This window comes from Nesterenkonia natronophila (assembly GCF_003595215.1).
Lineage (GTDB): Bacteria > Actinomycetota > Actinomycetes > Actinomycetales > Micrococcaceae > Nesterenkonia > Nesterenkonia natronophila.
Genome location: NZ_QYZP01000001.1, coordinates 657818 through 681334 on the forward strand (window position 1 = coordinate 657818; position 23517 = coordinate 681334).

Consider the following 23517-nt stretch of genomic DNA (forward strand, 5'->3'; position numbering starts at 1 on the left):
GTCGCGCGTTGTCGTCATATCCTAAATCATATATGATCAAGATGTAGTGCTCATCACAATCAAGGGATCCCATGTTCACTGAAGCAGAGGCACAGGAAGGCGCGTTACCCGCGCAGCCGGGGAAAATCGTCGCGGTCCACATCAGCTACGAATCGCGCGCAGCAGAACGGGGAAGGCGACCCAAAGCGCCCTCCTACTTCCTTAAACCCGCCAGCTCCGTTGCTGTCTCCGGCAGTGCCGTGGAAAGGCCCCAAGGAACCGAGCTGCTTGCGTTCGAGGGGGAAATCGCCTTGGTCATGGGGGCCGCCGCCCGTCAAGTTTCGGTAGAGCACGCCTGGACGCATGTCGGATCGATCACCGCCGGCAACGATTGGGGTCTCTACGACCTTCGAGGGGCTGACAAAGGCTCCAATGTGCGCAACAAGGGGCGCGACAACTACACGCCTCTGGGGCCGGGCCTCATAGCTGCTGAGAAGGTCGATCCCTCCTCGCTGAGACTGCGCACGTGGAAGAACGGCCAACTGGTCCAAGAGGACACCACCGACAAGCTCATTTTCCCTTTCGCGCAGCTCATTGCGGACCTCTCGCAGCATCTGACTCTCCACCCTGGGGATGTGATTCTCACCGGTACTCCCGCGGGTGCGTCCGTGGCGCAGCCCGGTGACACAGTCGAAGTCGAAGTTGACGTTCCCGATGCCGGATTGAGCAGCGGGCGGCTCATCTCCACCGTTGTGGAAGGCGCAGACACCTTCAATGTGGAACTGGGCTCTGTGCCCACGGTGAACGATGTGCAGCGTGAAGAGGCCTGGGGCTCACGGGAGGCTGCCGGACTGCCAGCCTCCGCTAAATCTGCATTGAACGCTCAATTGAAGGCGAAGCTCAAAGAAGCTCCCGTCGCCGGACTGTCCCAGGAGATGCGGAAGCGCGGACTCAACAATGTCACCATAGACGGAGTCGGTCCCACCCGCCCTGGCAGCAAGATGGTCGGCATCGCCAAGACTCTGCGTTTTGTCCCTAACCGGGAGGACCTGTTCAAGTCGCACGGCGGCGGTTTCAACGCCCAGAAGCACGCGTTCGACAACGTCGGTGAGGATGAGGTCATCGTCATCGAGGCCCGCGGCGAGTCCGGATCGGGCACGCTCGGCGACATTCTGGCCCTTCGTGCCGCGGCCCGGGGTGCCGCTGGCGTCGTCACAGACGGGGGTGTTCGCGACTACACCACCGTGGCCGGCATCGACCTGCCCGTCTACTCCCGCGGAGCCCACCCAGCAGTCCTGGGTCGCAAACACGTGCCGTGGGACACCGACCTGACCATCGCCTGCGGAGGAGCCACCGTCCAACCTGGAGACTTCATCGTCGCCGACGACGACGGCGTCATCGTTCTTCCCCCAGCCCTTGCGGAGGAGGTGGCTGATGCCGCCCTGGCCAAGGAAGCCGAAGACGCTTGGGTGGCCGAGCAGGTCAAAGCAGGTCATCCGATCGAAGAAGTTTTCCCCATGAACAAGCAGTGGCGAGCACGCTACGAAACCGAAAAGACACAAGGCTGACGGCCGTGGTGGGGAAGATGCCGGAGTCTGCGAGCAAATCCCAGCGCACTTACGAATGGATACGTGAACGAATCATTGCCCGGGATTTCAATCCCGGTTACCGATTGGTACTCAGCACGATCGCTGCAGAGCTGGCGGTCAGCACGGTGCCGGTGAGAGAAGCTATTCGCCGTCTGGAGGCCGAGGGACTGGTCGAGTTCGAACGCAATGTGGGCGCGCGCGTGGCCATGGTTCAGGAGACCGAATACGTCGAGGCCATGCAGACCCTCGGGGTCCTGGAAGGGGCAGCGACAGTCCTGTCTCTGCCGCACCTGACCGAACAGGACATTGCGACAGCCCAGTCCGTGAACGACCAGATGCGGACTGTGCTGGAAAACTTCGATCCCACCGTTTTCACAATGCTGAATGAAAAATTTCACCGAATTCTCTACGCACGTTGTCCCAACTCCTACCTCGGCAGCCTGGTGGACCGGGGTTGGAGCACGATGGCGGGACTGCGAAGTTCCACCTTCAGCTTCGTGCCGGGCCGGGCGCCTCGTTCAGTCGAGGAGCATGACGAAATTCTGCGGCTCCTAAGGCAGAACGCCGAGCCCACCGCAATCGAAATGAAGGTTCGTCACCACAAGTGGCGCACCGTTGAGGCCTTCCGCGAACAAGGCCACAGAACCCTCTGACCAATCATCACACGCAAGGAGCATGACAGCCATGGCCCAGTACGAAACGCACACACCGGCAGAGCTGCCGGAGCTCATCAGGCACTACATCGACGGAGAATTCGTCGACTCAGCAGACGGCACAACCTTCGATGTCATCAACCCGGTCACCAACGAGACCTATATCCAGGCATCAGCCGGCCAGAAAGAGGACGTTGACCGTGCGGTACAGGTAGCCAAACGCACCTTCCAGGAGGGCAGTTGGTCCCAGGCGCTTCCCCGGGAACGTTCCAAAGTGCTGCACCGAATCGCTGACCTGGTGGAAACTCGGGGCGACCGACTTGCCGAGCTGGAGTCCTTCGACACCGGCCTACCCATCACCCAGGCACTGGGCCAGGCCCGCCGAGCAGCGGAGAACTTCCGCTTCTTTGCCGACTTGATCGTCGCCATCGCTGACGACACCTACAAGGTTCCCGGCCGCCAGATCAACTACGTCAATCGCAAGCCGATCGGTGTTGCCGGTCTGATCACCCCCTGGAACACGCCCTTCATGCTCGAGAGCTGGAAACTCGGACCAGCGCTCGCCACCGGTAATTCGGTGGTGCTCAAGCCTGCCGAATTCACACCACTCTCTGCCGGACTCTGGGCCGGAATCTTCGAAGAGGCTGGGCTGCCCCGCGGCGTTTTCAACCTGGTCAACGGCATCGGAGAGGAAGCCGGTGACGCCCTGGTTAAGCACCCGGAGGTCCCGCTGATCTCATTCACCGGGGAGTCCAGCACCGGCCAGCTGATCTTCGCCAACTCCGCGCCTTATCTCAAGGGCCTGTCTATGGAACTGGGTGGAAAGTCCCCGGCCATCGTCTTTGCTGACGCTGACCTTGAAGCGGCCATCAATGCGACGATCTTCGGAGTATTCTCGCTCAACGGCGAACGCTGCACGGCGGGCTCGCGCATCTTGGTTGAGCGGAGCATCTACGACGAATTCGTGGAACGATATGCAGCTCAGGCCAAGCGCGTCAAAGTCGGTCTGCCCCACGAGCCCACCACCGAGGTCGGTGCCCTGGTTCATCCCGAGCACTTCGAGAAGGTAATGAGCTACGTGGAAAAGGGCAAGTCTGAGGGCAGGCTGGTGGCCGGAGGCGACCGGCCTGAAGGCTATGAAACGGGCAACTTCATCACCCCCACTGTGTTCGCCGACGTGGCGCCCGATGCAAGTATCTTCCAGGAAGAGATCTTCGGCCCGGTCGTCGCAATCACGCCCTTCGACACTGAAGACGAAGCACTGGAATTGGCGAACAACACCAAGTACGGTCTGGCAGCCTACGTGTGGACCAACGACCTGAAACGCTCCCACAACTTCGCCCAGGCAGTAGAGGCGGGCATGGTGTGGCTGAACTCCAATAATGTCCGAGATCTCCGCACCCCCTTCGGTGGGGTCAAGGCCTCCGGTCTAGGTCATGAGGGCGGGTACCGCTCGATCGACTTCTACACCGATCAGCAGGCAATTCACATCAACCTCGGCGAGGTCCACAACCCCGTCTTCGGAAAAGCTGACTGACAATGTCCCACTCCGCACTGACAGAGCAAGGATGCCTGACATGACTGACCCCACTGCTGCAACTATCCCCACGCCGAAATCCCCTGCACCCGACGTTCTCCGCTGCGCCTACATGGAGTTGGTGGTCACCGACCTGAAGCGTTCCCGAGACTTCTACGTAGACGTGTTGGACCTGGTGGTCACTCACGAGGATGAGGATGCAATCTACCTGCGTTCCATGGAGGAGTTCATCCACCACAATTTGGTCCTGCGCCAAGGAGAGGCCGCCGCCGTGGCAGCCTTCTCCTATCGGGTGCGCAGTCCCGAGGAACTGGACAAGGCCGAAGCGTTCTACACCGAGCTGGGCTGCCCGGTACGGAGGGAGAAGAACGGCTTCGTCAAAGGCATCGGAGACTCCGTTCGCGTCCAAGACCCTCTGGGATTCCCTTACGAGTTCTTCTACGACGTCGAACACGTCGAACGGCTGGCGTGGCGTTACGATCTCTACTCACCAGGGGCACTGGTGCGATTGGACCACTTCAACCAGGTCACCCCGGATGTGCCGAAAGCGGTGGGGTACATGGAGGATCTCGGCTTCCGCGTCACCGAAGACATTCAAGATGCGGCCGGCACGACCTACGCCGCGTGGATGCGGCGCAAGCCTACAGTGCATGACACCGCTATGACCGGCGGGGCGGGGCCGCGCATGCACCACGTAGCCTTCGCCACCCACGAGAAGCACAACATCTTGGCCATCTGCGACAAGCTCGGAGCGCTGCGGCTTTCGGACCGTATTGAGCGGGGCCCGGGACGTCACGGAGTCTCCAACGCGTTCTACCTCTATCTGCGGGACCCGGACGGACACCGTATTGAGATCTACACTCAGGACTACTACACCGGGGACCCGGACAATCCGGTGGTCACCTGGGACGTCCACGACAATCAGCGCCGCGACTGGTGGGGCAACCCCGTAGTGCCCTCGTGGTACACCGAGGCCTCAACGGTGCTGGACCTCGACGGTCAGCCGGTGTCCACCACAGAACGAACCGACGACTCCGAAATGGACGTCACAATCGGAGCCGACGGCTTCTCCTACACCCGCAAGGATGACGAGGAGTCCCTCCCCGAGTGGAAACAGGGCGAGTACAAACTCGGCCACCAGCTGTAGAGGAGAGACCATGCTGAGCCAAGAGACCATCACATCGATCGCCGACGAACTGGCCCAGGCGGAGAAGGACCGCGCCACGGTTCCGCTGCTGACCGCCCGCCACACAGAGATGACCGTTGAAGACTCCTACGCGGTGCAGAATGAATGGCGCCGCCGTGGCATCGAAGCCGGCCGGCGTCCGGTGGGTCGCAAGATCGGCCTGACATCCAAAGTCATGCAGGCCGCCACCGGCATCACGGAACCCGACTACGGAGCTATCTTCGCCGATATGGTCTACGAGAACGGCTCCGTCATCGACCACAGCAGATTTTCTAATGTCCGCATTGAGGTGGAGTTGGCCTTTGTGCTCGGCAAAGAGCTCACAGGCCCGGACGTGACGGTCTTCGACGTGATGGACGCCACCGACTATGTCATTCCCGCTCTGGAGATCCTCTCCTCCCGCATTGAGATGAGGAACAGAACGATCGTGGACACCATCAGTGACAACGCTGCCATGGGCGCCATGGTCTACGGCGGAAACCCGCTCAAACCGCATGATGTGGACCTGCGATGGGTCTCGGCTCTGCTCTACCGCAACGAAACGATTGAAGAGTCCGGTGTGGCCGCAGCGGTGCTGAACCATCCGGCCAACGGTGTGGCGTGGCTGGCCAATAAGCTCGCCACTCATGGTGACTCGCTCTCCGCAGGAGAGATCATCCTCGCAGGCTCCTTCACCCGGCCCATGTGGGTGGAACCCGGAGACACCGTGCTCTGCGACTACGGACAGATGGGAACAGTGACATGCCGCTTCAGCTGAATCCCACATTCGGCCACGAGCTCTCCCAGGCTCAGCGCACCCTCTACGGCGGGTGGGTCAGCTCCGGCTCGGCGGTCGCCGCCGAGATCATGGCCGGATCCGGTTTGGACATGCTGCTCATCGACATGGAGCATGCTCCCAACGGGCTGGAATCTGTGCTTGCCCAGCTGCACGCCGCTTCCGGGTACCCGCTCTCAGTCATGGTGCGCGTGCCCGCTGGTGAGCCGGTCATCATCAAACAAGTCCTAGATCTGGGTGTGCAGAACATCATGGTCCCCATGGTCTCCACTGCCGAGCAGGCTGAGCAGATCGCGGCCATGGCCCAGTACCCTCCCCATGGGATCAGGGGAGTCGGCAGTGCGCTGGCGCGCTCAGGGCGCTGGAACCGGGTGCCGAACTATGTGAATGAGGCGGCTGATCATGTCTCAGTGTTCGTGCAGATAGAAACTGAGCAAGGTCTGGCGAATACTGCGGAGATCGCTGCCGTGGAAGGCATCGCCGGCATTCTGCTCGGACCAAGTGACCTGGCGGCTTCTATGGGGCTGATCGGTCAGCAGACACACCCGGATGTAGTCTCCGCGGTCAAGACCGCCTTCGCGCAGATTGACGCCGCCGGGAAACCCGCAGGCGTCAATGCCTTCGATCCAGCGGCAGCCCGTGATTATGCCGCCTCCGGCGCACGATGGGTCCTCGTCGGAGCCGACGTGGTCCTCATCGCCCGCGGATCAGAGAAGCTTGCCGCGGACTTCATCCACCACCCAACGACTTCGGCGGCCGAACTGCCGTCCAGCAACTGAGGAGTTTTCATGCAGTTCCACCACCATGGTTACGTGTCCACAGATCCGCGGCTTCAACCTGTTGCCGGAATCGGCAAGGACCGTCCGGCTGAGTTGCCGGACCAGATGGATGTACTCATCGTCGGCAGCGGCCCCGCCGGCATGATCGCCGCCGCTCAACTCGCCCAGTACCCCGATGTGCACACTCGGATCATTGAACGCCGACCCGGTCGGCTGGAAGTCGGTCAGGCCGACGGTATCCAAGCGCGCAGCGTCGAGACCTTCCAAGCATTCGGTTTCGCCGGACGGCTCATCAGCGAGGCCTACCACCTCACGGAGATGGCATTCTGGAAGCCCGACACAGAGAACCCCACCAACATTGTTCGGACTGCGCAGAAAGTCGATGATCCGCAGGGCGTCTCGGAGTTCCCGCACCTGATCGTCAATCAGGCGCGAATTTTGGACTACTTTGCGGAGTTTATGGCCAATTCTCCCAGCCGCATGACTCCCGACTATGGCATCGAGTTCCTGGATCTCAAAGTCACCGACGAGGGCGAGTATCCCGTGGAGGTCCGGGTGCGCCACACAGCCGCTGAAAGGGAGGGCGAAGAGCGCACCATCCGGGCCAAGTACGTACTCGGAGCCGATGGCGCCCGCAGCGGCGTGCGCACCGCGATCGGTCGCACCCTGGAGGGGAAGCAGGCCAATCATGCCTGGGGCGTGATGGACGTGCTGGCGCGCACCGACTTCCCCGACATTCGGCTCAAGTGCGCCATCCAATCGCACTCCGGTGGCTCCATCCTGCTCATTCCGCGCGAAGGCGGCCATCTGTTCCGTATGTACGTTGACCTCGGTGAGGTGAGCTCGGAGCGGGCCCGGGAAATCCGCAAGACCACTGTCGAAGAGATCGTCGAGAAGGCCAACTCCATCCTCCACCCCTACACCGTCGATGTCAGACATGTGGCGTGGAACAGCGTCTACGAGGTGGGCCACCGCCTGACCGACAAGTTCGACGACGTCCCAGCAGAGCTCACCGGCGAGCGCACCCCCCGGGTCTTCATCGCCGGAGACGCCTGCCACACTCACAGCGCAAAGGCAGGGCAGGGGATGAACGTGTCCATGCAGGACGGCTTCAACCTCGGATGGAAGCTCGGGCAGGTGGTGACCGGCCGCAGTCCCGAGTCGCTGCTGGCGACCTACTCTGAAGAGCGTCAGGTGGTGGCCCAGAACCTCATCGACTTCGACCGCGAATGGTCGACGATGATGGCCAAGCGACCCGAAGAGTTCGACGATCCTGCGGAGCTCGAAGAGTTCTACGACAAGACCTTCGAGTTCCCAGCAGGCTTCATGACCGAGTACGAGCCATCCATGATTACCGGACACGCTGAGCATCAGGAACTGGCTGCAGGCTTCACCGTGGGCAAGCGCTTCAAGTCGGAGCGAGTGGTGCGGGTCTGTGACACTAACCCGCTGCACTTAGGGCACCAGGCGGAGGCTGATGGGCGCTGGCGCATCTATGCCTTCGCTGACCAACCACCGGCTGGGCAGCCCTCCGCGCTCACCGACTGGGCAGCGTGGATGGCCGAGTCGTCCGAATCTCCAGTGCGCAGGTACACGCCCCACGGCGCGGATGAGAGCTCCCTCTTCGATATCAAGGCGGTGTATCAGCAGCGGCACACCGAGTTCGAAGTGGTGGACGCGCCGGGAATCTTCCTGCCAGAGGTGGGTCCCTACCGCGTCACGGATCGCAACAACGTCTTCGGCGTGGATCCGGAGCACGACATCTTCGATCAGCGCAGCATCAGCCGCAATGGCGCCGTTGTGGTGGTGCGCCCGGATCAGTATGTGGCGCATGTCCTCCCGCTGACCGCCACCCAGGAGCTCGCAGAGTTCTTCGCCGGAATCTTCACAGAGGTCGAACGCTGAACCTGCCCATTGGCGTCTGACCCCGCCTTCTCGGTTTTACCACTCGCTGTACAAGAGGGTGAGCCCGAGAAGGCGGGGTCAGACGTATTGGTGAAGCCTAGTCGTAGGAGTAGAAGCCTTTGCCGGTCTTCCGCCCCAGCTCGCCGCGGGCCACCATGTCGCGCATGAGCTGCGGAGGGGAGAACCGCTCACCCAGCGTCGAATGTAGGTATTCTGCGATGCCCAGGCGCACATCCAGGCCCACAATGTCAGTCAGCGCAAGCGGGCCGATGGGGTACTTGTACCCCAGGACCATCGCGTTGTCGATGTCCTCTGCCGAGGCCACCCCTTCCTCCACCATGCGGATCGCTTCGAGACCAATGGCCACTCCGAGCCGTGAAGATGCGAACCCTGGTGCGTCGTTGACCACGACCGGGGTCTTACCCAGCGACTCCACCCAGCCAGGGGCCAGTGCGGCCAGTTCGCTGTTCGTCCGCTCACCACACACCACTTCTACGAGCTTTGAGGCGGGCACCGGGTTGAAGAAGTGCAGCCCGCAGAACCGGTCCGGGCGATGCAGTGTCTCGCTCAGCTCGGTGATTGACATGGAGGAGGTGTTGCTGGCCAGCCAGGCTGTGTCTCCGAGCTGGGATTCGACACGCTGCAGGGAGGAGACTTTGAGATCCCATTGCTCGGGCACGGCCTCAATCACCAGGGAGCAGTCTGCGAACGCCGCGAAGTCGGTCGAAACCTGCAGCACGTCAGCCCAGTGCTCTAAGTCTCCGCTGATCTTGCCTCGCTCCAGACTGGAGCGCAGGTCACTATGGATGCGTTCCGCGGCGGCTTGGGCGGCGTCGTCGTTGACCTCCACCACGGTCACCCGCCGCGCACCTGCCACGATGAAGGCGTGCGCAATGCCGGAGCCCATTCGCCCGCCTCCCAGTACGCCGACCTGCTGGGGAACTGCGTCCGTCACTGTGCTGCCTCCTTGTGGCGTGGTGTCTTCTTGCGGTCGAGGAATGCCTGCATTCGATCAAACTTCGCCTGCGATTCGAAGAGGATGGCCTGCGCAAGGTCATCCACATAAGGGTGAGCCTCGCGCGGCATGGCGAAGACGCGCTTGGCCACGTGGACAGCCAGCGGATCCTGCTTGGCAATGCGATCGGCCAGTGCATCTGCAGCCTCGAGCAGTTCGGTCGGCTCGTGCACTGAGGTCACCAACCCGAACTGCAGAGCCTCCTCGGCGCTGAGGACTCGCCCAGCAAACAGGATCTCCTTTGCCAGCGACTCTCCGGTGAGCTCTTTCAGCCTCCAGAGCGCGCCAGCCGCGGGAATAATGCCTAACTGAGTCTCAGGCTGCCCCACTTTGACTCTCGTGGTGGCCACCCTGAAATCGGCCGCCCAGGCCAGTTCCGCGCCTCCACCGAGGGCGTACCCGTCCAGTGCGGCGATCACCGGCATGGGGAGTTTCGCCAGCCGGTCGAAGACCGCAGAGTTGATCCCACGCAGCGCATCGGCGCGTCTGCGTTCACGCAGCTGACCGATATCCGCTCCGGAGGCGAAGATTCCCTTGCCTTCGATCTCGGTCCCGGAGAGGATCAGAACCTTTGGGTGACTCTCCAGGTGGGAGCAGAGTGAATGCAGCTCAGCGACCATCGCGGAGTCGATGGCATTGCGTACCTCGGGCCGGTCCAGCCGGGCATGAATGCGGTCATCAGTCTCCGTGACGCGCAGTGTCGTGAAATCGGCAGTGTGCCAATCCATATGCGGCATCACACCCTTTCGATGAGCATGGCGGAACCTTGGCCGACTCCCACACACATAGTGGCCAGACCGCGACGCAGACCATCATCCTCCAAACGGCGCAGCAGGGTGAGCACCAGACGGGATCCGGAGGAGCCCAGCGGGTGTCCCAGCGCGATTGCGCCGCCGTCAGTGTTGACGATCCCCTGATCCAACCCCAACCGACGCACGCAGGCCAGGGATTGGCTGGCGAATGCTTCGTTCAGCTCCACCGCGTCCAGGTCGTCGATGCTCCAGCCGGTGCGCTCAAGCACCTTCTGCGTGGCAGGGACCGGGCCAATACCCATAATCTCGGGGGGCACTCCGGCGTTTGCGGAGCCGACGACGCGGGCCCGGGGCTGCAGGCCGTATTTCTCCACGGCCGCTGCCGAGGCAACGAGGACGGCTGAGGCGCCATCGTTGAGTGAGGAGGAGTTCCCAGCAGTGACGACGCTGCCGCCGGCCACGACCGGACGCAGGCCGGAGAGGATATCCAATGTGGTCTCCGGGCGGGGGCCTTCATCCTGAGTCACCGTGGTGGTTTTCCCCCGGCGGCCCGGCACCTCCACCGGTGTGATTTCCCGGGTCAGGCGCCCCGCTTCGGTGGCTGCCACGGCACGCTGATGCGACCGCAGTGCGAACTCATCGGCGTCCTCCCGGGATATTTCATCCACCCTGGCGACCTCCTCTGCCGTCTCCGGCATGGAGAACGTCCGCTTGGGGTGCTCCAGATGCTTGGCGTTCACGAACCGCCACCCAATGGAGGAGTCCACCACCTCGCCGGGACGGCCGAAAGCCTTCTCCGGTTTCGCCATGACCCAAGGTGCTCGCGACATGGACTCCACGCCGCCGGCCACCACGAGGTCGGCGGCACCTGCAGCGATCATCTGCTGCGCCTGAGCAATGGCAGAGAGTCCCGAGGCACAGAGCCGGTTCACGGTAATGCCTGGCACAGTGTCCTCGAAACCGGCCAAGAGCCACGCCATACGAGCGACGTTGCGGTTCTCCTCACCTGCGCCATTGGAATTGCCGAGGATCACCTCGTCCACCTCAGCCGAGGGCACTTTGGAATCCTTCACTACTTGTCGGATGACCAGGGCAGCGAGATCATCGGGGCGCACAGTGGAGAGCGCGCCACCGTAGCGGCCCACCGGTGTGCGCGTTCCAGATACGAGAAAAGCATCAGTCACAGTGTTGTTCTCCTTTAGAAGTCGGCTAGGGCCACAGCTGGGTTCTCCAAGCAGCTCGCCACGTACCCGAGGAAGCCGCCCGCAGCGCCACCGTCACAGACCCGGTGGTCGAAGGCCAGTGTCAGCGTTGTGATCTTGCGCACTGCAATCTCACCATTGACGACCCACGGCCGGTCCAGGGTGCGGCCGATACCGAGGATGCCCGCTTCTGGGTGGTTGATAATCGGGGTTGCGCCATCGGAGCCGAAGACCCCGTAGTTGTTCACTGTGAACGTCCCCCCGGAGAGCTCCTTGCCTCCGAGCCCGCCTTCTCGGGCAGCCTCGGCCATGCGCCGGATCTCGTGGTGCAAGTTCTGCGCAGAGTGCTGCTCAGCGTGCCGGATGACCGGAACCACCAACCCGGCCTCAGTCTGAGCGGCGAAGCCCAGATTGACCCCCTCGAAGTGGATGATCTCCTGGTCGTTTCCAGTGTCCACAACGCGGGAGTTCAGCTCCGGGTACTTCTGCAGCCCCGCCACCACGAACCGACTCAAGAAGGCCAGTATTGACGGAGCCACGTGGCCGGCATCCTTCAACTGCTGCCGCATCCCGGTCAGCTGGGTGACATCTACGTCCTGCCAGACCGTGGCCTCGGGGATCTCGGTCCGCGACTGTGACATCTTATTCGCGATTGCTCTGCGCATCCCGGTCATCGGGACCCGCTGACGGATGTGAAGGCCCGTCGGTGAATCGTGATCGGCCTCCGGAGAGGCCTCACCCGATCGACCCGACAGTGTCTTCAGATCGGCAGCGGACTGCCCCTGGGTGCTTTGGTCCACTGCCGTACGAATGTCGCGGCGCATGATTAGACCGTCGGGCCCGGATCCGTTCACAGAACCAAGGTCCAGCCCGAGCTCTCGTGCCATCTTCCGAACCAGAGGGGACGATACCCGCGGGGCTTTGGTCTGTTCCACGGCAGGAGCAGGGGTCGGAGCTTTGCGGCCACCGTCTCGCTTACGACGGCGCCGGCGCCCGTTGGTGCTGGCTGAGGTGCCGTAGCCGATCAGCACATTGCCGGAGCCCTCCTCAGCCTCCGCATTCTCAGGCACGGCAGTTCCGGCGCGCTCCTCCTCCCGGTAGGACAGTGCGCCAGCCTCCGAGGGGCTGACTGTTCCGTTGGAGCCGTCCTCACTGGTCGTCACCGTGATCAGCGGTTTGCCGACCTCTAGCGTTTCGCCTACTGCGCCGTGAAGTGTGTGGACAGTTCCGGCATAGGGGGAGGGGACTTCGATCGCCGACTTGGCGGTCTCTACCTCGGCGATTGCCTGGTCGACCTGCACATCCTCCCCTTCGGCAACCAGCCAGCTGAGCAGTGTTGCCTCAGTAAGCCCTTCGCCGAGATCAGGCAGATTGAACGTAGTCATCTCAGTCCTCCCACTGCAGCTCGTCGAGGGCGTCCAGAATTCGATTCACATCCGGCAGATGGTGTTCCTCGAGCTTGGGCGCGGGATAAGGAATGTCGAAACCGGTGACGCGCAGCACAGGGGAGGCCAGGGAGTGGAAACACCGCTCTTGGATGCGTGCGGTGATCTCGCTCGCCACTGAGACGAATCCCTGTGCCTCTGCCACAACAACGGCTCGCCCGGTCTTCTCCACGGTGCGCACCAGCGCAACCTCATCAAACGGGACGACGCTGCGCATATCCAGCACTTCCGCGCTGATCCCGTCTTCTGCGGCGGCTTCGGCTGCCTTGACCGCCGTTGACACGGAGGGACCGTAGGAGATGATCGACACGTCTGTACCCTCGCGCACGACCACCGCCTGGCCCTGCGCGCCGACCAGCCGAGAACTCTCGGTGCCGGACTCATAGGCTTCGCGGAGTGTGGAGAGGTCGTCGTCCGCCTTAGACCAATAGAGCTTCTTCGGTTCGAAGAAGACCACCGGGTCTTCGGTGTCGATGGCTTCGCGGAGCATCAGATAGGCATCGGCCACCGTGGCCGGAGTGAAGACCTTCAAACCAGCGGTGTGCGCGTAGTACGCCTCAGATGAGTCACAGTGATGCTCCACACCGCCTACACCCCCGCCGTAGGGGATGCGGATGACCATGGGAAGCCGGACGCGTCCCCGGGTCCGATTGGCCATCTTCGCGATGTGGCTGAAGACCTGCTCCAAAGCGGGATACGCGAAGGCGTCGAACTGCATCTCGATGACCGGACGCATGCCGTTGATGGCCATCCCAACTGCTGTGCCCGCGATCCCGGATTCAGCCAGGGGAGTGTCGAAGCAGCGGTTCGTGCCGAAGCGTTTGGTCAGACCGTCGGTGATTCGGAAGACGCCACCCAGGGTGCCCACATCCTCACCGAAGACAACCACCGACTCGTCGGCCTCCATGGCATCGGACATTGCGGTGTTCAGCGCTGAGGCAAAAGTGGCGGTGCTTGTAGCTGTTGCGGTGCTCATCGCTGGGTCCCCTCTGAAGTTGCGGTGCGCTGGAGTTCGTCGTCGAGCTGGGCGCGTTGGGCCAACAGCTGCGCGGTGGGCTCGGCGTAGACGTGGTCGAAGATCTCCAGCGGATTCTCTGCGGGGTCCGCGGTCATGGCCTGACGCAGTGAGCTGGCCACCTTCTCAGCGGCCTCGGTGATCTCGGCAGCGGCGTCGTCGTTGAGGATTCCCTCCGAGGTGAGGTACCGCTGCATCCGCACTAGGGGGTCTTTTCGCTTCCACTGCTCGACCTCTTCGCGATCCCGGTAGCGAGTCTCGTCGTCGGCATTGGTGTGGGCCTGCATGCGGTACGTGACAGCTTCCACCAGCAGCGGCATGGAGTTCTCGCGCGCCAGGTGAACTGCGCGACGCAGCGTGGCGAGCACGGCCACCATGTCATTGCCGTCGACCTGCTCACCTGCCATGCCGTAGCCGATGGCTTTGTGCGCCAGCGACGGTGCGACTGACTGACTGGAGAGCGGGACGGATATTGCGTAGCCGTTGTTCTGCACGAAGAAGACCACCGGGACCTCGAAGACGGCTGCGAAGTTCAGTGCCTCGTGAAAGTCCCCCTCACTGGTGGCGCCGTCGCCGCACATTGCGAGCACCACTGTGTCCTCGCCGCGCAGCTTGGCGGCGTGGGCGACTCCGACTGCATGCAGCAGTTGGGTGGTCAGCGGGGTGGACATTGAGCCCACCCGGTGTTCCTTGGGGTCGTACCCGCAGTGCCAGTCGCCGCGGAAGGAGACCATGACATCCAGCGGGTCTACTCCCCGGGAGATCACTGAGACCGTGTCCCGGTAGGTGGGGAACATCCAGTCGCCCGGCTCCAGGCACAGGGCTGCACCCACTTGGCAGGCCTCCTGGCCGTGCGAAGACGGATAGACCGCCAATCTGCCTTGTCGGACCAGAGCGTAGTTCTGGTCATTGATCCGGCGTCCGGCGACCAGGGCGGCGTAGGCCTTCAGCAGCACCTCAGCCTCGGGAATAGGGTACTCGTGGCCGGGCCCAGTGCCCTGCTCGTCGCTGGGAACCAGGGCCCCCTCGGGGTCCAGCATCTGGATCTGCTGCTGTGCCGGCAGCATGTACTGCTCTGGCGTAATGCCGAAGCTCCGACTTGCCTCAAAAATTCGGGAACCCTGCTCAGCCTTTGCGTGGCTAGGATCCGACGTCGTCACGGGATCGTCCATGATCACCCTCTCTGGATGGATGCGGAATTGGCGCATGCCATATGTGATACCTGTCACGCTAGTGTATCGTAAATACTGACCGATTGGTCGGTAACATCATATGAGACCAATGAAAGCCCGCAATCCGACCGTGGAGTTGAGGACGCTGATGACCGTCGAAACAACACCTGCCCGTGCCCCTGAGGAAATTCTGCCCAGCTTCGTCGCCGGCTCCTGGTGGACCCCCGAGCAACCGGAGAAAATGGCTGACATTCGCGATGCCGCCACCGGTGATTTGGTCTGCCGAGTCTCGACAAGCGGCCTGGAGACCTCGCGAGCCGTCGACTTTGCCCGCAATGAGGGCCAGCGCGCGCTCGGCGAGCTGACGTTTCACCAGCGCGCACTGCGGCTGAAGCAGCTGGCACTGCATCTGGGTGAGAACAAGGAGCTTCTTTACGAGCTCTCCGATAAGACCGGGGCCACGCGCAAGGACCACTTGGTGGATGTCGACGGCGGCATTGGGACGCTGTTCGCCTATTCCTCGAAGGCGCGGAAGGAACTACCCAACTCCAACGTGATCATCGACGGCGACGTCGAGCAGCTCTCCCGCGACGGCAGCTTCATCGGAGAGCACATCTACACCCGGCTGACCGGCGCGGCAGTCCAGATCAACGCGTTCAACTTCCCCGTCTGGGGAATGTTGGAGAAGCTGGCCCCAAGCCTCATAGCGGGCGTCCCCACCATTGTGAAGCCCGCCAGCCAGACTGCCTATGTCACCGAAGCCTGTGTCCGTCTCATGGTGGACTCCGGTCTGCTTCCGGAAGGATCACTGCAGTTGATTTCGGGTTCAGCCCGGGACCTTCTGGACCACCTGGACTACCGTGACCACGTGGCCTTCACCGGCTCCGCAGGGACCGCTCAGCTGCTGCGAGCCCATCCAAATGTCCAATATGAGGGGGTGCGCTTCACTGCGGAGACGGATTCGCTGAACTCAGCGATTCTGGCTCCCGACGCCGGACCTGGCACTCCCGAGTTCGAAGCCTTCATCAAAGCCGTGGTCCAGGAGATGACCGTCAAAGCGGGTCAGAAGTGCACCGCCATCCGCCGCACGATCGTCCCCAGTGAGCACGTTGACGCCGTAGTTGAGGCCCTGCGAGGTCGGGTTGAAGCCCGTGCTGTCCTGGGTGATCCGCGCGACGCGCGGACCACAGTCGGGGCATTGGCGTCGAAGGACCAGCAGACAGAGGTCTCTCATGCCGTCCAGCGTCTGATGGATGCCGGGGGAGAGGTCTGCTTCGGGGGCCCGGATGCCTCGACGGGCAGCGCCGACGCCGACGCCGGGGCCTTTTACCCGGTGACGACCCTCAAGTTCAACAATGCCCGCACTCCTGAGGTGCACCAGGTCGAGGCCTTCGGGCCGGTCACCTCCGTTCTCGGGTACACCGATATCGACGACGCCGTGGAGCTGGCAGCACTCGGCGGCGGTTCGCTGGTGGCGACCGTGTGCACGCACGATCCGCTCATCGCTGCAGAATTCGTGCGGGGCATCGGGTCGCACCACGGCCGAGTGCATCTGCTGGACCGCGACGACGCAAAGACCTCCACAGGCCACGGTTCGCCGCTGCCACATCTGGTTCACGGCGGACCCGGGCGGGCCGGCGGAGGGGAGGAGCTGGGCGGTATGCGCGGGGTGAAGCATCACATGCAGCGGACGGCCATCCAGGGAACCCCCGATCTGCTGACCGGCATCACCGGAGTCTGGCACCGTGGAGCCGCCGCGCGCACGGCGACGACCGAAGCAGTCGCTGAGGGAAAGGCGACACACCCCTTCCGCAAGTCGCTGTCTGAGCTGCGCATCGGTGATCAGTTCGCCTCCGGGCTGCGGGAAGTGCGACTCGCGGACATCGACGCCTTCGCAGAGTCCACAGGAGACACCTTCTACGCCCACACCAATGAGGAAGCTGCCACCGCCAACCCGTTCTTTCCGCGGCGCGTGGCTCACGGCTACCTTCTGGTGTCCTGGGCAGCCGGGCTCTTCGTCGAGCCTGCGCCGGGTCCGGTCCTGGCCAACACGGGCCTCGAGAACCTCAGCTTCATCACACCGGTGACCTACGATGACTCGATCCGAGTGACCCTGACTGCCAAGCAGATCACCCCGCGGGAAACCGACGACTATGGCGAGGTCCGGTGGGACACCGTGCTGCACAACCAGCACGATGAGATCGTCGCGACCTATGACGTGCTCACTCGGGTAGCGAAGGAGACCCCCGCCTGGGTCTGAGCCAGACGGCATTGGGGGCTGGTCGTAGACCCACAGGCCCACAACCAGCCCCCAACGCCGGGCGAGCCTAGACGCCTGCTGCTGCGTCCTGCTGGGCGGCGCTCATGACCGCCTGGGCCACCCCTGCCGCAACACGCGCGTCCAATGGCGAGGGGACGATGTAGTCGGATCGGAGGTCATCGCCGACGGCATCGGCGATCGCAGTGGCCGCCGCAACCTTCATTGCTGGTGTGATCTTCCGAGCCCCGGAGTCCAGCGCACCGCGGAAGATGCCGGGGAACGCCAGGACGTTGTTGATCTGGTTGGGGAAGTCGGAGCGTCCGGTGGCAACCACTGCAGCGTGGCGCGCGGCAACGTCGGGAGAGACTTCCGGGTCAGGGTTGGACAAGGCGAAGATGATCGCGTCGTCGGCCATGCCCGCCACAGCCTCCTCCGGCACCGAGGATGACGACACGCCGATGAAGACGTCTGCTCCCTGAAGGGCTTCAGTGATCCCACCGGCAGTCTTGGACCGGTTCGTCTTCTCGGCGACCCGGGCCTTGGTGTCGTTAAGTCCCGTGCGGTCGCTGTGGATAGTGCCTTGAGAGTCAGTCAGCGTGATGTCCCTAATGCCGGCCTCAAGAAGAATCTCGGTCACCGCGATTCCAGCTGCGCCAGCGCCTGCGATCACCACGTGCGTGTCGGCGAAGTTCCGTCCCGTGAGCCTGACGGCGTTGGTCAGGGCGGCGAGGACCACCACAGCTGTGCCGTGCTGATCATCGTGCATCACCGGGCAGTCGAGGGCCTCGATGAGTTTCTGCTCAAGTTCGAAGCAGCGTGGAGCAACTACATCTTCAAGGTTGACTGCGCCGAAGCTGGGCCGCAGGCGCACCATGGTCTCCACGATCTCATCCACGTCAGTCGTGTTGATGACCAGTGGGATGGAGTTGAGTCCGCCGAATTCGCGGAACAGAGCTGATTTTCCCTCCATCACGGGCAGGGATGCGGCCGGTCCGATGTCCCCCAGGCCCAGCACCGCCGTGCCGTCCGAGAGTACGACCACCAATCGTGAGGCCCACGTATGGGTGGCGTGCATCCCCGGGTCATCGTGGATGGCTCGGGAGACTTGCGCGACGCCTGGCGTGTAGGCGATGGACAACGCCCTTTTCGAATCCAGCGGCATGGCGGTCTCAACGGTCAGCTTGCCGCCCTCGTGGGCAGCGAAAACCTCGTCGTCGGTGATTGGTTTGGTCGCACGGGTGTCCGTCATGAGAAGGTCTCTCCTTGAAAGTAACTGTTCAGGTCGACACGGCGCATCGCGGGTCCCGCGGGAGCTCCCACACTTCAGTGGGTGGGCAGATCGCTCCAGCCGTGCGCTGCCGTGGGTGCCGAGATCATCGGTTCTCCACGCCGTCGCAGTGGTCAGTACTTTCTTTAGACCGTCCTTCAGAGACTAGTCGGATCTGGCGGCCGGATTGGGGATTGCGACTCAGGATTTCACTAAGTGGACACCCATCGAGTGCGTCCTCGTTCACGGGGCGGGTGATCCAGGCCGGGGAAGCTGCTACTGCCCTCTGAAGGTAGGAGTTCGCTTCTGCTGGAATGCGGCGAAGCCCTCAATGTAGTCATCAGATGCGCACAGGGCGGCCTGTGAGCGGTTCTCCTCGGTGAGCGAATCCCACAGGCCGATACGCTGATCCCTGATCTGCGCCACCAGCTTCTTGGACTCGCGAAAGGCAAGTGTCGCGCCCTGAGCCGCTGCATGCGCCTTCTCCCGGGCAAAGGAGACTAGTGTCTCAGCGGGCACAGCTCGTGAGAACAGTCCAGACGTGACTGCTTCCTGGCCGGACATCAGCTCTGCGGTATAGATCAGGTCCAGGGTCCGGTGGGCGCCGAGACGCTCCACGAACAGCGCATGCCCGCCGGAGTCCAAGGTGGCACCCAAAGAAGCAAAAGGGGAGCCGATCTTGGCATTCTCAGCTACGTAGACCACATCGGTGGCGATCGCCAGCCCTAAACCCACCCCCAGACATGCGCCATGGACTGCCGCAAAAGTGGGGGCTGGGAACTGCGCCATGCTCTGCAGAAGGGGAGTGACCTTTTCTCCCAGGTACCCCAGGACGTCGTCACTCTGAGGATCTACAGCCGAGATGTCTCTGCCTGCGCAGAAGCCGCGGCCCTCACCGCGCAGCAGCAGGGCCCGGACGCCCGCCTGCTCGGCCTCCTGGTACGCAGCGTCGAGGCCGACCAAGGCCTCCTCGTTCAGTGAGTTGAGTTTCTGCGGGGCGTTGAGCACGATTTCCGCGTAGTCACCTTCAATGGCCAGGTCAATCATCTTCTGCTCCCTCACTGAGTGGCGTGGGCCTTCTGGTCAGGCGTCGTAATCGACCACAAGGTGGTCCGAGGTCGGTCGGGTCTGGCATGTGAGGACGAACCCGCGCTCGATCTCATCAGATTCCAATGCGTAGTTCTCCTGCATCTCGAAATCACCTGAGACCACTTTTGCCCGGCATGTACCGCAGACACCCCCTGCGCAGGCGAACGGGACGTCGGAGCGCTGACGCAATGCGGCGTTGAGGACTGTCTCTCCGGAGCCGGCCGGTGAGTCCACCTGGCCGGTGAGGCCGTCGAGGGTGAACTCAATGCGCCGGGTGGGTCCTCCCGCCTCTTCCTGAACCCGGCGACCCTGCTGACCCGCAGGGCGGTCCGGACGGCCGGTGGAGAACAGCTCGAACCTGACATTCTCTGTCGGCACCTCTCGGGCCGCGAGCTCGTCACGAACCAGCTGCACCAGTTCGAAGGGCCCGCAGAGGAACCATTCATCTGCCTGTTCCGGAAGAAGAACGTGGTCCAGCAGAGCGGTGAGCTTCTCGCTGTCGATCCGACCGGTCAGCAGCGGGTTCAGTCGCTGTTCGCGAGAGAGCACGTGATGCACGGCAAAACGTGAGGGGTACCGGTCCTTCAGATCACCGAGCTCCTCAGCAAACATCACGTCGGCGGCGGAGCGGTTGGCGTAGACCAGCTCGAAGGTAGTTTCGGGGGAGGCTCGCAGCACAGACCTCGCGATCGCCATGATTGGTGTGATCCCGGAACCTGCGGCGAACGCCACCAGTCGTGGGCTGGTGTGCCGCGACACTGCATCTTCCGCGAGCTCGTCAGGGTGATTCATGGAGGTCAAGGCGGTCTTGGAGATGAATGCCCCGGAGGGGTTCATCACTTCAAGAGTGTCACCGGGGGCGAGGTGCTCGTTCGCCCATGTGGAGAAGACTCCGCCGATGTCACGCTTGACCGCTACGCGTATCTCTCCTGGGACCGGCTCTGTGCATATGGAGTAGGAGCGCCGAACCTCGTGACCGTCAATCTCGGTGCGCAGCGCCACGTACTGGCCGGGGGCGTAGTCGAAGTCATTTTCCAGGTGTTCTGGGACTTCGAAAGTGACCTCCACGGAGTCCGCGGTGAGTCGTCGGACTTCCTGCACACGAAGCGGAGCGAACGTTGCGCGGCGTCTGGCAGAGGTGGCTGCGTCGGTGGTGGGGCTTTCGAGAGTCATTACAGCACCTTGAAGTAGTCGAAGGGTTCCAAACAGCTGCGGCACTGGTACAAGGCCTTGCACGCGGTGGAGCCGAAGCGTGCCAGCTCCTTAGTCTGCAGAGAATCGCAGCGCGGACATTTGACACTGAGTCCCACGGAGACCGGACCTCCGCGCACCGGCGCGTTGCCGCTGGGCGGGGTGATGCCGTACTCGCGCAGCTTCCGCTTACCCTCCTCGCTCATCCAGTCTGTGGTCCAGGAGGGAGTCAGCACGGTGTCTACGCGAACGTTCTCATAACCGGCCGCCCGCACTGCCGCGGCGACATCCGTGGTGATGGTCTCCATGGCCGGGCAGCCTGAGTAGGTGGGAGTGATGACGACGACGCCGCCGCTCTCCGTGGCCGCGGCAGCGCGCAGAATGCCGAGATCAGCGATGCTCAGCACCGGAATCTCTGGATCAGCCACCTGCGCCGCTGCATCCCATACCGCAGCGTGGGCAGGATCCTCGGGCCGGATGCCGTCTGGGGTCAGCGGATGATCCGCCACTGTGCTCATCAGGGTTCCTCCGTTCACCACGTGGCGCCGGGGTGTTGGCGGGCCAGGACCTGCATCTCAGCAAGGATGAACCCCCGGTGCTCGGAGAAGCGTCCGCTTCGGTCGGCGCCCAGAGCACCTTTAGCGTCGGGCACACGAAGCCCGGCCTGTTCGATGATGGCGGTCAACCGGGTCAGCACGTTCTCACGCAGCGATGAAGGCAGCACCGCGATGTCGTTCTTCGACAACTCCGCAGTGGGTTCCACATCAGCGAAGAGCTCCTCAAGGTAGGGCCAGACCGCCTCCAGGCCGTTCTGCATGCGACGGCTCGACTCCTCCGTGCCTCCGCCGAGTCGGAGCAGCCACTGAGCGGCGTGGTCCTGGTGGTAGTCCACCTCCTTCAGTGCCTTGTCTGCGATGGCTGACAATGTGCTGTCGGCAGAGTGGATCAATCGCTGATACAACTCATGAGTGTAGAAACTGAAGAGCAGCTGCCGCGCGATCGTTTGGGCGAAGTCGCCGTTCTCCTGCTCGACCAGACGGCAGGAGCGGAACTCCTCCTCGGAGCGGAAATACGCCAGATCGTCCTCGCTCTTGCCCCATGCGGACCCGGCGTAGGTGAGCAGGAAACGAGCGTGCCCGAGCAGGTCCAAAGCAATGTTCCCCAGGGCAATGTCTTCCTCGAGCTCCGGAGCGCGGGAGATCCAGTGGCCCAGGCGCTGAGCCAAGATCAGGCAATCGTCTCCCAGCAGCAGCGCGTAGCGTGCAGTTTCCTCCGGGGCGGGCGTGCTGCTGGCTCCCAACCCTTCTGGAGTGATGGCATCACCGACCGAGATGCGAGTGGCGGAGTCCTGGGAGGTGAAGTCAGCTGCGCTGTTCATAGGTGCGGCACCCCCTCGGACTGGGTGTAGTAAGTGGCGTGACGGTAGGCCTTGCCCTTGGCGGACTCGAAGTATCCGCCCTTGGAGTCTGGGTCCGAGGCGACGACTTGTGCCGCGGGGATGACCCAGATGGAGGTTCCCTCGTTGCGCCGGGTATAGAGGTCCCGCGCGTTGCGAAGGGCCATCGCTGCATCAGGTGCGTGCAGCGAGCCCGCGTGCACGTGGGAGAGACCGCGAGAGGACCGGACAAAGACCTCCCAAAGTGGCCAGACGCTGTGGTCAGCCGGGTCCTCAGTGACCACCCCGCCTTCTGGGACTTCGTCGGCAGACGCGTTGGAATCAGTCTGTGCCATGATTTGGGCCTTTCTTACCGAAAAGAGGGATTCGGGGGGGGGGTTAGGCGCTGAGCAGTGCGCTGCCGCGGGTGGCATCGGCCTGTTTGGCGGCATAGGCCGCCGCCGCTTCACGCACCCAGGCGCCATTGTCGCGGGCGGCTCGATAGTGAGCCAGTCGTTGGTGGTTCAACGGCCCGTTGCCTTTGACGACGCTGAAGAACTCATCCCAGTCCAGATCTGCATAGTCATAGTGGCCTCGCTCCTCGTTCCACTTCAGTTCTGGGTCCGGAAGCGTGAGCCCCAGGGCCTCCGCCTGCGGGACGATCATGTCGACGAAGCGCTGGCGCAGATCATCATTGGAGAAACGCTTGATGTTCCAAGCCATGGACTGCTGAGAGTTCGGCGAGTCACCGTCCGGTGGGCCGAACATCTGCAGCGCTGGGCCGTAAGTGCGGTCTACCGCATCTTGGGCCATCTGCTTCTGCTCTTCGGTGCCGTGGGAGAGGGTGTACAGGATTTCCCAGCCCTGCCTTTGGTGGAAAGACTCTTCTTTGCACACGCGGACCATCGCTCGTCCGTAGGGGCCGTAAGACGCCCGGCACAGCGGTACCTGGTTGGTGATCGCAGCACCGTCCACCAGCCAGCCGATAGCTCCGACGTCAGCCCACGTGCGCGCTGGATAGTTGAAGATCGAGGAGTACTTGGCTTTGCCGGTGTAGAGCTGCTGGTACATCTCGTCGCGAGAAGTCCCCAGGGTCTCAGCCGCCGAGTAGAGGTAGAGACCGTGGCCGGCCTCATCCTGCACCTTTGCCATAAGAACGGACTTTCGCTTCAGCGAGGGCGCTCGCGAAATCCAATTGCCCTCCGGCTGCATGCCGATGATCTCGGAGTGGGCGTGCTGCGAGACCTGGCGCACAAGAGTCTTCCGGTACTGCTCCGGCATCCAGTCTCGGGGTTCGACGCGCTTATCCTCCTCCATGAGCTGCTGAAAGT

Annotated in this window: 21 protein-coding genes; 8 read left to right on the forward strand and 13 right to left on the reverse strand. The window is 62.9% G+C overall.

All coding sequences use genetic code 11. The annotated features are described in order from the left end of the window. Positions 1-71: 71 nt before the first annotated feature. From D3250_RS03080 to D3250_RS03110, 7 genes are read left to right on the forward strand one after another with little or no spacing between them, the layout of a single operon-like run. Positions 72-1547 (forward strand): fumarylacetoacetate hydrolase family protein, encoded by a 1476-nt coding sequence (locus D3250_RS03080; protein ID WP_119901860.1) that lies wholly within the window; start codon positions 72-74, stop codon positions 1545-1547. A gap of 17 nt (positions 1548-1564) precedes the next feature. Further along, positions 1565-2221: a GntR family transcriptional regulator gene (locus tag D3250_RS03085; protein ID WP_119901861.1), complete on the forward strand. Its 657-nt coding sequence runs from the start codon at positions 1565-1567 to the stop codon at positions 2219-2221. 31 nt (positions 2222-2252) lie between these two features. Further along, on the forward strand, positions 2253-3758 hold the full coding sequence (hpaE, locus tag D3250_RS03090) for a 5-carboxymethyl-2-hydroxymuconate semialdehyde dehydrogenase (protein WP_119901862.1): 1506 nt from the start codon (positions 2253-2255) through the stop codon (positions 3756-3758). A 31-nt stretch (positions 3759-3789) separates the two neighbouring features. After that, on the forward strand, positions 3790-4905 hold the full coding sequence (hpaD, locus tag D3250_RS03095) for a 3,4-dihydroxyphenylacetate 2,3-dioxygenase (RefSeq protein ID WP_119901863.1): 1116 nt from the start codon (positions 3790-3792) through the stop codon (positions 4903-4905). A gap of 10 nt (positions 4906-4915) precedes the next feature. Beyond that, on the forward strand, positions 4916-5701 hold the full coding sequence (gene hpaH / locus D3250_RS03100) for a 2-oxo-hept-4-ene-1,7-dioate hydratase (protein WP_119901864.1): 786 nt from the start codon (positions 4916-4918) through the stop codon (positions 5699-5701). Beyond that, positions 5686-6498, forward strand: coding sequence for an HpcH/HpaI aldolase family protein (locus D3250_RS03105; RefSeq protein WP_119901865.1), 813 nt, complete (start codon positions 5686-5688; stop codon positions 6496-6498). Before hpaH ends, D3250_RS03105 begins: the two co-directional genes overlap by 16 nt. A 9-nt stretch (positions 6499-6507) precedes the next feature. Beyond that, positions 6508-8403: an FAD-binding monooxygenase gene (locus D3250_RS03110; RefSeq protein ID WP_119901866.1), complete on the forward strand. Its 1896-nt coding sequence runs from the start codon at positions 6508-6510 to the stop codon at positions 8401-8403. 97 nt (positions 8404-8500) lie between these two features. Here the strand turns inward: D3250_RS03110 and D3250_RS03115 are convergent, their stop codons facing one another. From D3250_RS03115 to pdhA, 6 genes are read right to left on the reverse strand one after another with little or no spacing between them, the layout of a single operon-like run. Next, positions 8501-9358, reverse strand: coding sequence for a 3-hydroxyacyl-CoA dehydrogenase family protein (locus tag D3250_RS03115; protein ID WP_225973103.1), 858 nt, complete (start codon positions 9356-9358; stop codon positions 8501-8503). After that, entirely contained in the window at positions 9355-10146 is a 792-nt protein-coding gene (locus D3250_RS03120) for an enoyl-CoA hydratase/isomerase family protein (protein ID WP_119901867.1), read from the reverse strand. The genes D3250_RS03115 and D3250_RS03120 overlap by 4 nt, the downstream gene beginning before the upstream one ends. 8 nt (positions 10147-10154) lie before the next feature. Next, positions 10155-11354 carry an acetyl-CoA C-acyltransferase gene (locus tag D3250_RS03125; protein ID WP_119901868.1) on the reverse strand — a complete coding sequence of 400 codons (1200 nt, stop codon included), beginning with the start codon at positions 11352-11354 and terminating at the stop codon, positions 10155-10157. Positions 11355-11368: 14 nt separating this feature from the next. After that, complete coding sequence (locus D3250_RS03130; RefSeq protein WP_119901869.1) at positions 11369-12757, reverse strand: dihydrolipoamide acetyltransferase family protein; 1389 nt, start codon at positions 12755-12757, stop codon at positions 11369-11371. A gap of 1 nt (position 12758) precedes the next feature. Further along, entirely contained in the window at positions 12759-13793 is a 1035-nt protein-coding gene (locus tag D3250_RS03135) for an alpha-ketoacid dehydrogenase subunit beta (RefSeq protein ID WP_119901870.1), read from the reverse strand. Then, the gene (gene pdhA / locus D3250_RS03140) at positions 13790-15004 is read right to left on the reverse strand and encodes a pyruvate dehydrogenase (acetyl-transferring) E1 component subunit alpha (RefSeq protein ID WP_119902271.1); all 1215 of its coding nucleotides are present in this window, start codon (positions 15002-15004) and stop codon (positions 13790-13792) included. The genes D3250_RS03135 and pdhA overlap by 4 nt, the downstream gene beginning before the upstream one ends. A gap of 148 nt (positions 15005-15152) precedes the next feature. Between pdhA and paaZ the strand changes: the two genes are divergently transcribed. Beyond that, positions 15153-17264, forward strand: a complete 2112-nt coding sequence (gene paaZ, locus D3250_RS03145; RefSeq protein WP_119902272.1) for a phenylacetic acid degradation bifunctional protein PaaZ — start codon at positions 15153-15155, stop codon at positions 17262-17264. A gap of 67 nt (positions 17265-17331) precedes the next feature. On the opposite strand, the gene D3250_RS03150 is transcribed toward paaZ, so the two are convergent. From D3250_RS03150 to paaA, 7 genes are all read right to left on the reverse strand, one after another. After that, positions 17332-18513: an NAD(P)-dependent malic enzyme gene (locus D3250_RS03150; RefSeq protein ID WP_119901871.1), complete on the reverse strand. Its 1182-nt coding sequence runs from the start codon at positions 18511-18513 to the stop codon at positions 17332-17334. A 294-nt stretch (positions 18514-18807) separates the two neighbouring features. Next, entirely contained in the window at positions 18808-19578 is a 771-nt protein-coding gene (locus tag D3250_RS03155; RefSeq protein WP_119901872.1) for an enoyl-CoA hydratase/isomerase family protein, read from the reverse strand. 36 nt (positions 19579-19614) lie between these two features. Next, on the reverse strand, positions 19615-20793 hold the full coding sequence (gene paaE / locus D3250_RS03160; RefSeq protein ID WP_119901873.1) for a 1,2-phenylacetyl-CoA epoxidase subunit PaaE: 1179 nt from the start codon (positions 20791-20793) through the stop codon (positions 19615-19617). Then, on the reverse strand, positions 20793-21329 hold the full coding sequence (gene paaD, locus D3250_RS03165) for a 1,2-phenylacetyl-CoA epoxidase subunit PaaD (protein WP_192892548.1): 537 nt from the start codon (positions 21327-21329) through the stop codon (positions 20793-20795). The genes paaE and paaD overlap by 1 nt, the downstream gene beginning before the upstream one ends. A 14-nt stretch (positions 21330-21343) precedes the next feature. Next, positions 21344-22189 (reverse strand): 1,2-phenylacetyl-CoA epoxidase subunit PaaC, encoded by an 846-nt coding sequence (paaC, locus tag D3250_RS03170; protein WP_119901874.1) that lies wholly within the window; start codon positions 22187-22189, stop codon positions 21344-21346. Then, on the reverse strand, positions 22186-22542 hold the full coding sequence (paaB, locus tag D3250_RS03175; protein WP_119901875.1) for a 1,2-phenylacetyl-CoA epoxidase subunit PaaB: 357 nt from the start codon (positions 22540-22542) through the stop codon (positions 22186-22188). The genes paaC and paaB overlap by 4 nt, the downstream gene beginning before the upstream one ends. 43 nt (positions 22543-22585) lie before the next feature. Then, positions 22586-23503, reverse strand: a complete 918-nt coding sequence (gene paaA / locus D3250_RS03180) for a 1,2-phenylacetyl-CoA epoxidase subunit PaaA (RefSeq protein WP_318778941.1) — start codon at positions 23501-23503, stop codon at positions 22586-22588. Between the last annotated feature and the right edge of the window lie 14 nt (positions 23504-23517).

What these genes read in the sequence shown, in the direction of transcription:
- D3250_RS03110 (WP_119901866.1), top strand. Translation starts at nt 6,508, where the DNA reads ATGCAGTTCCACCACCATGGTTACGTGTCCACAGATCCGCGGCTTCAA.
- hpaH (WP_119901864.1), top strand. Translation starts at nt 4,916, where the DNA reads ATGCTGAGCCAAGAGACCATCACATCGATCGCCGACGAACTGGCCCAG.
- D3250_RS03130 (WP_119901869.1), bottom strand. Translation starts at nt 12,757, where the DNA reads ATGACTACGTTCAATCTGCCTGATCTCGGCGAAGGGCTTACTGAGGCA.
- pdhA (WP_119902271.1), bottom strand. Translation starts at nt 15,004, where the DNA reads ATGGACGATCCCGTGACGACGTCGGATCCTAGCCACGCAAAGGCTGAG.
- paaC (WP_119901874.1), bottom strand. Translation starts at nt 22,189, where the DNA reads ATGAACAGCGCAGCTGACTTCACCTCCCAGGACTCCGCCACTCGCATC.
- paaE (WP_119901873.1), bottom strand. Translation starts at nt 20,793, where the DNA reads ATGACTCTCGAAAGCCCCACCACCGACGCAGCCACCTCTGCCAGACGC.
- D3250_RS03135 (WP_119901870.1), bottom strand. Translation starts at nt 13,793, where the DNA reads ATGAGCACCGCAACAGCTACAAGCACCGCCACTTTTGCCTCAGCGCTG.
- paaA (WP_318778941.1), bottom strand. Translation starts at nt 23,503, where the DNA reads ATGGAGGAGGATAAGCGCGTCGAACCCCGAGACTGGATGCCGGAGCAG.
- D3250_RS03080 (WP_119901860.1), top strand. Translation starts at nt 72, where the DNA reads ATGTTCACTGAAGCAGAGGCACAGGAAGGCGCGTTACCCGCGCAGCCG.
- D3250_RS03150 (WP_119901871.1), bottom strand. Translation starts at nt 18,513, where the DNA reads ATGACGGACACCCGTGCGACCAAACCAATCACCGACGACGAGGTTTTC.
- paaZ (WP_119902272.1), top strand. Translation starts at nt 15,153, where the DNA reads ATGACCGTCGAAACAACACCTGCCCGTGCCCCTGAGGAAATTCTGCCC.
- D3250_RS03085 (WP_119901861.1), top strand. Translation starts at nt 1,565, where the DNA reads ATGCCGGAGTCTGCGAGCAAATCCCAGCGCACTTACGAATGGATACGT.
- D3250_RS03120 (WP_119901867.1), bottom strand. Translation starts at nt 10,146, where the DNA reads ATGGATTGGCACACTGCCGATTTCACGACACTGCGCGTCACGGAGACT.
- D3250_RS03105 (WP_119901865.1), top strand. Translation starts at nt 5,686, where the DNA reads ATGCCGCTTCAGCTGAATCCCACATTCGGCCACGAGCTCTCCCAGGCT.
- D3250_RS03155 (WP_119901872.1), bottom strand. Translation starts at nt 19,578, where the DNA reads ATGATTGACCTGGCCATTGAAGGTGACTACGCGGAAATCGTGCTCAAC.
- paaD (WP_192892548.1), bottom strand. Translation starts at nt 21,329, where the DNA reads ATGAGCACAGTGGCGGATCATCCGCTGACCCCAGACGGCATCCGGCCC.
- paaB (WP_119901875.1), bottom strand. Translation starts at nt 22,542, where the DNA reads ATGGCACAGACTGATTCCAACGCGTCTGCCGACGAAGTCCCAGAAGGC.
- hpaD (WP_119901863.1), top strand. Translation starts at nt 3,790, where the DNA reads ATGCCTGACATGACTGACCCCACTGCTGCAACTATCCCCACGCCGAAA.
- hpaE (WP_119901862.1), top strand. Translation starts at nt 2,253, where the DNA reads ATGGCCCAGTACGAAACGCACACACCGGCAGAGCTGCCGGAGCTCATC.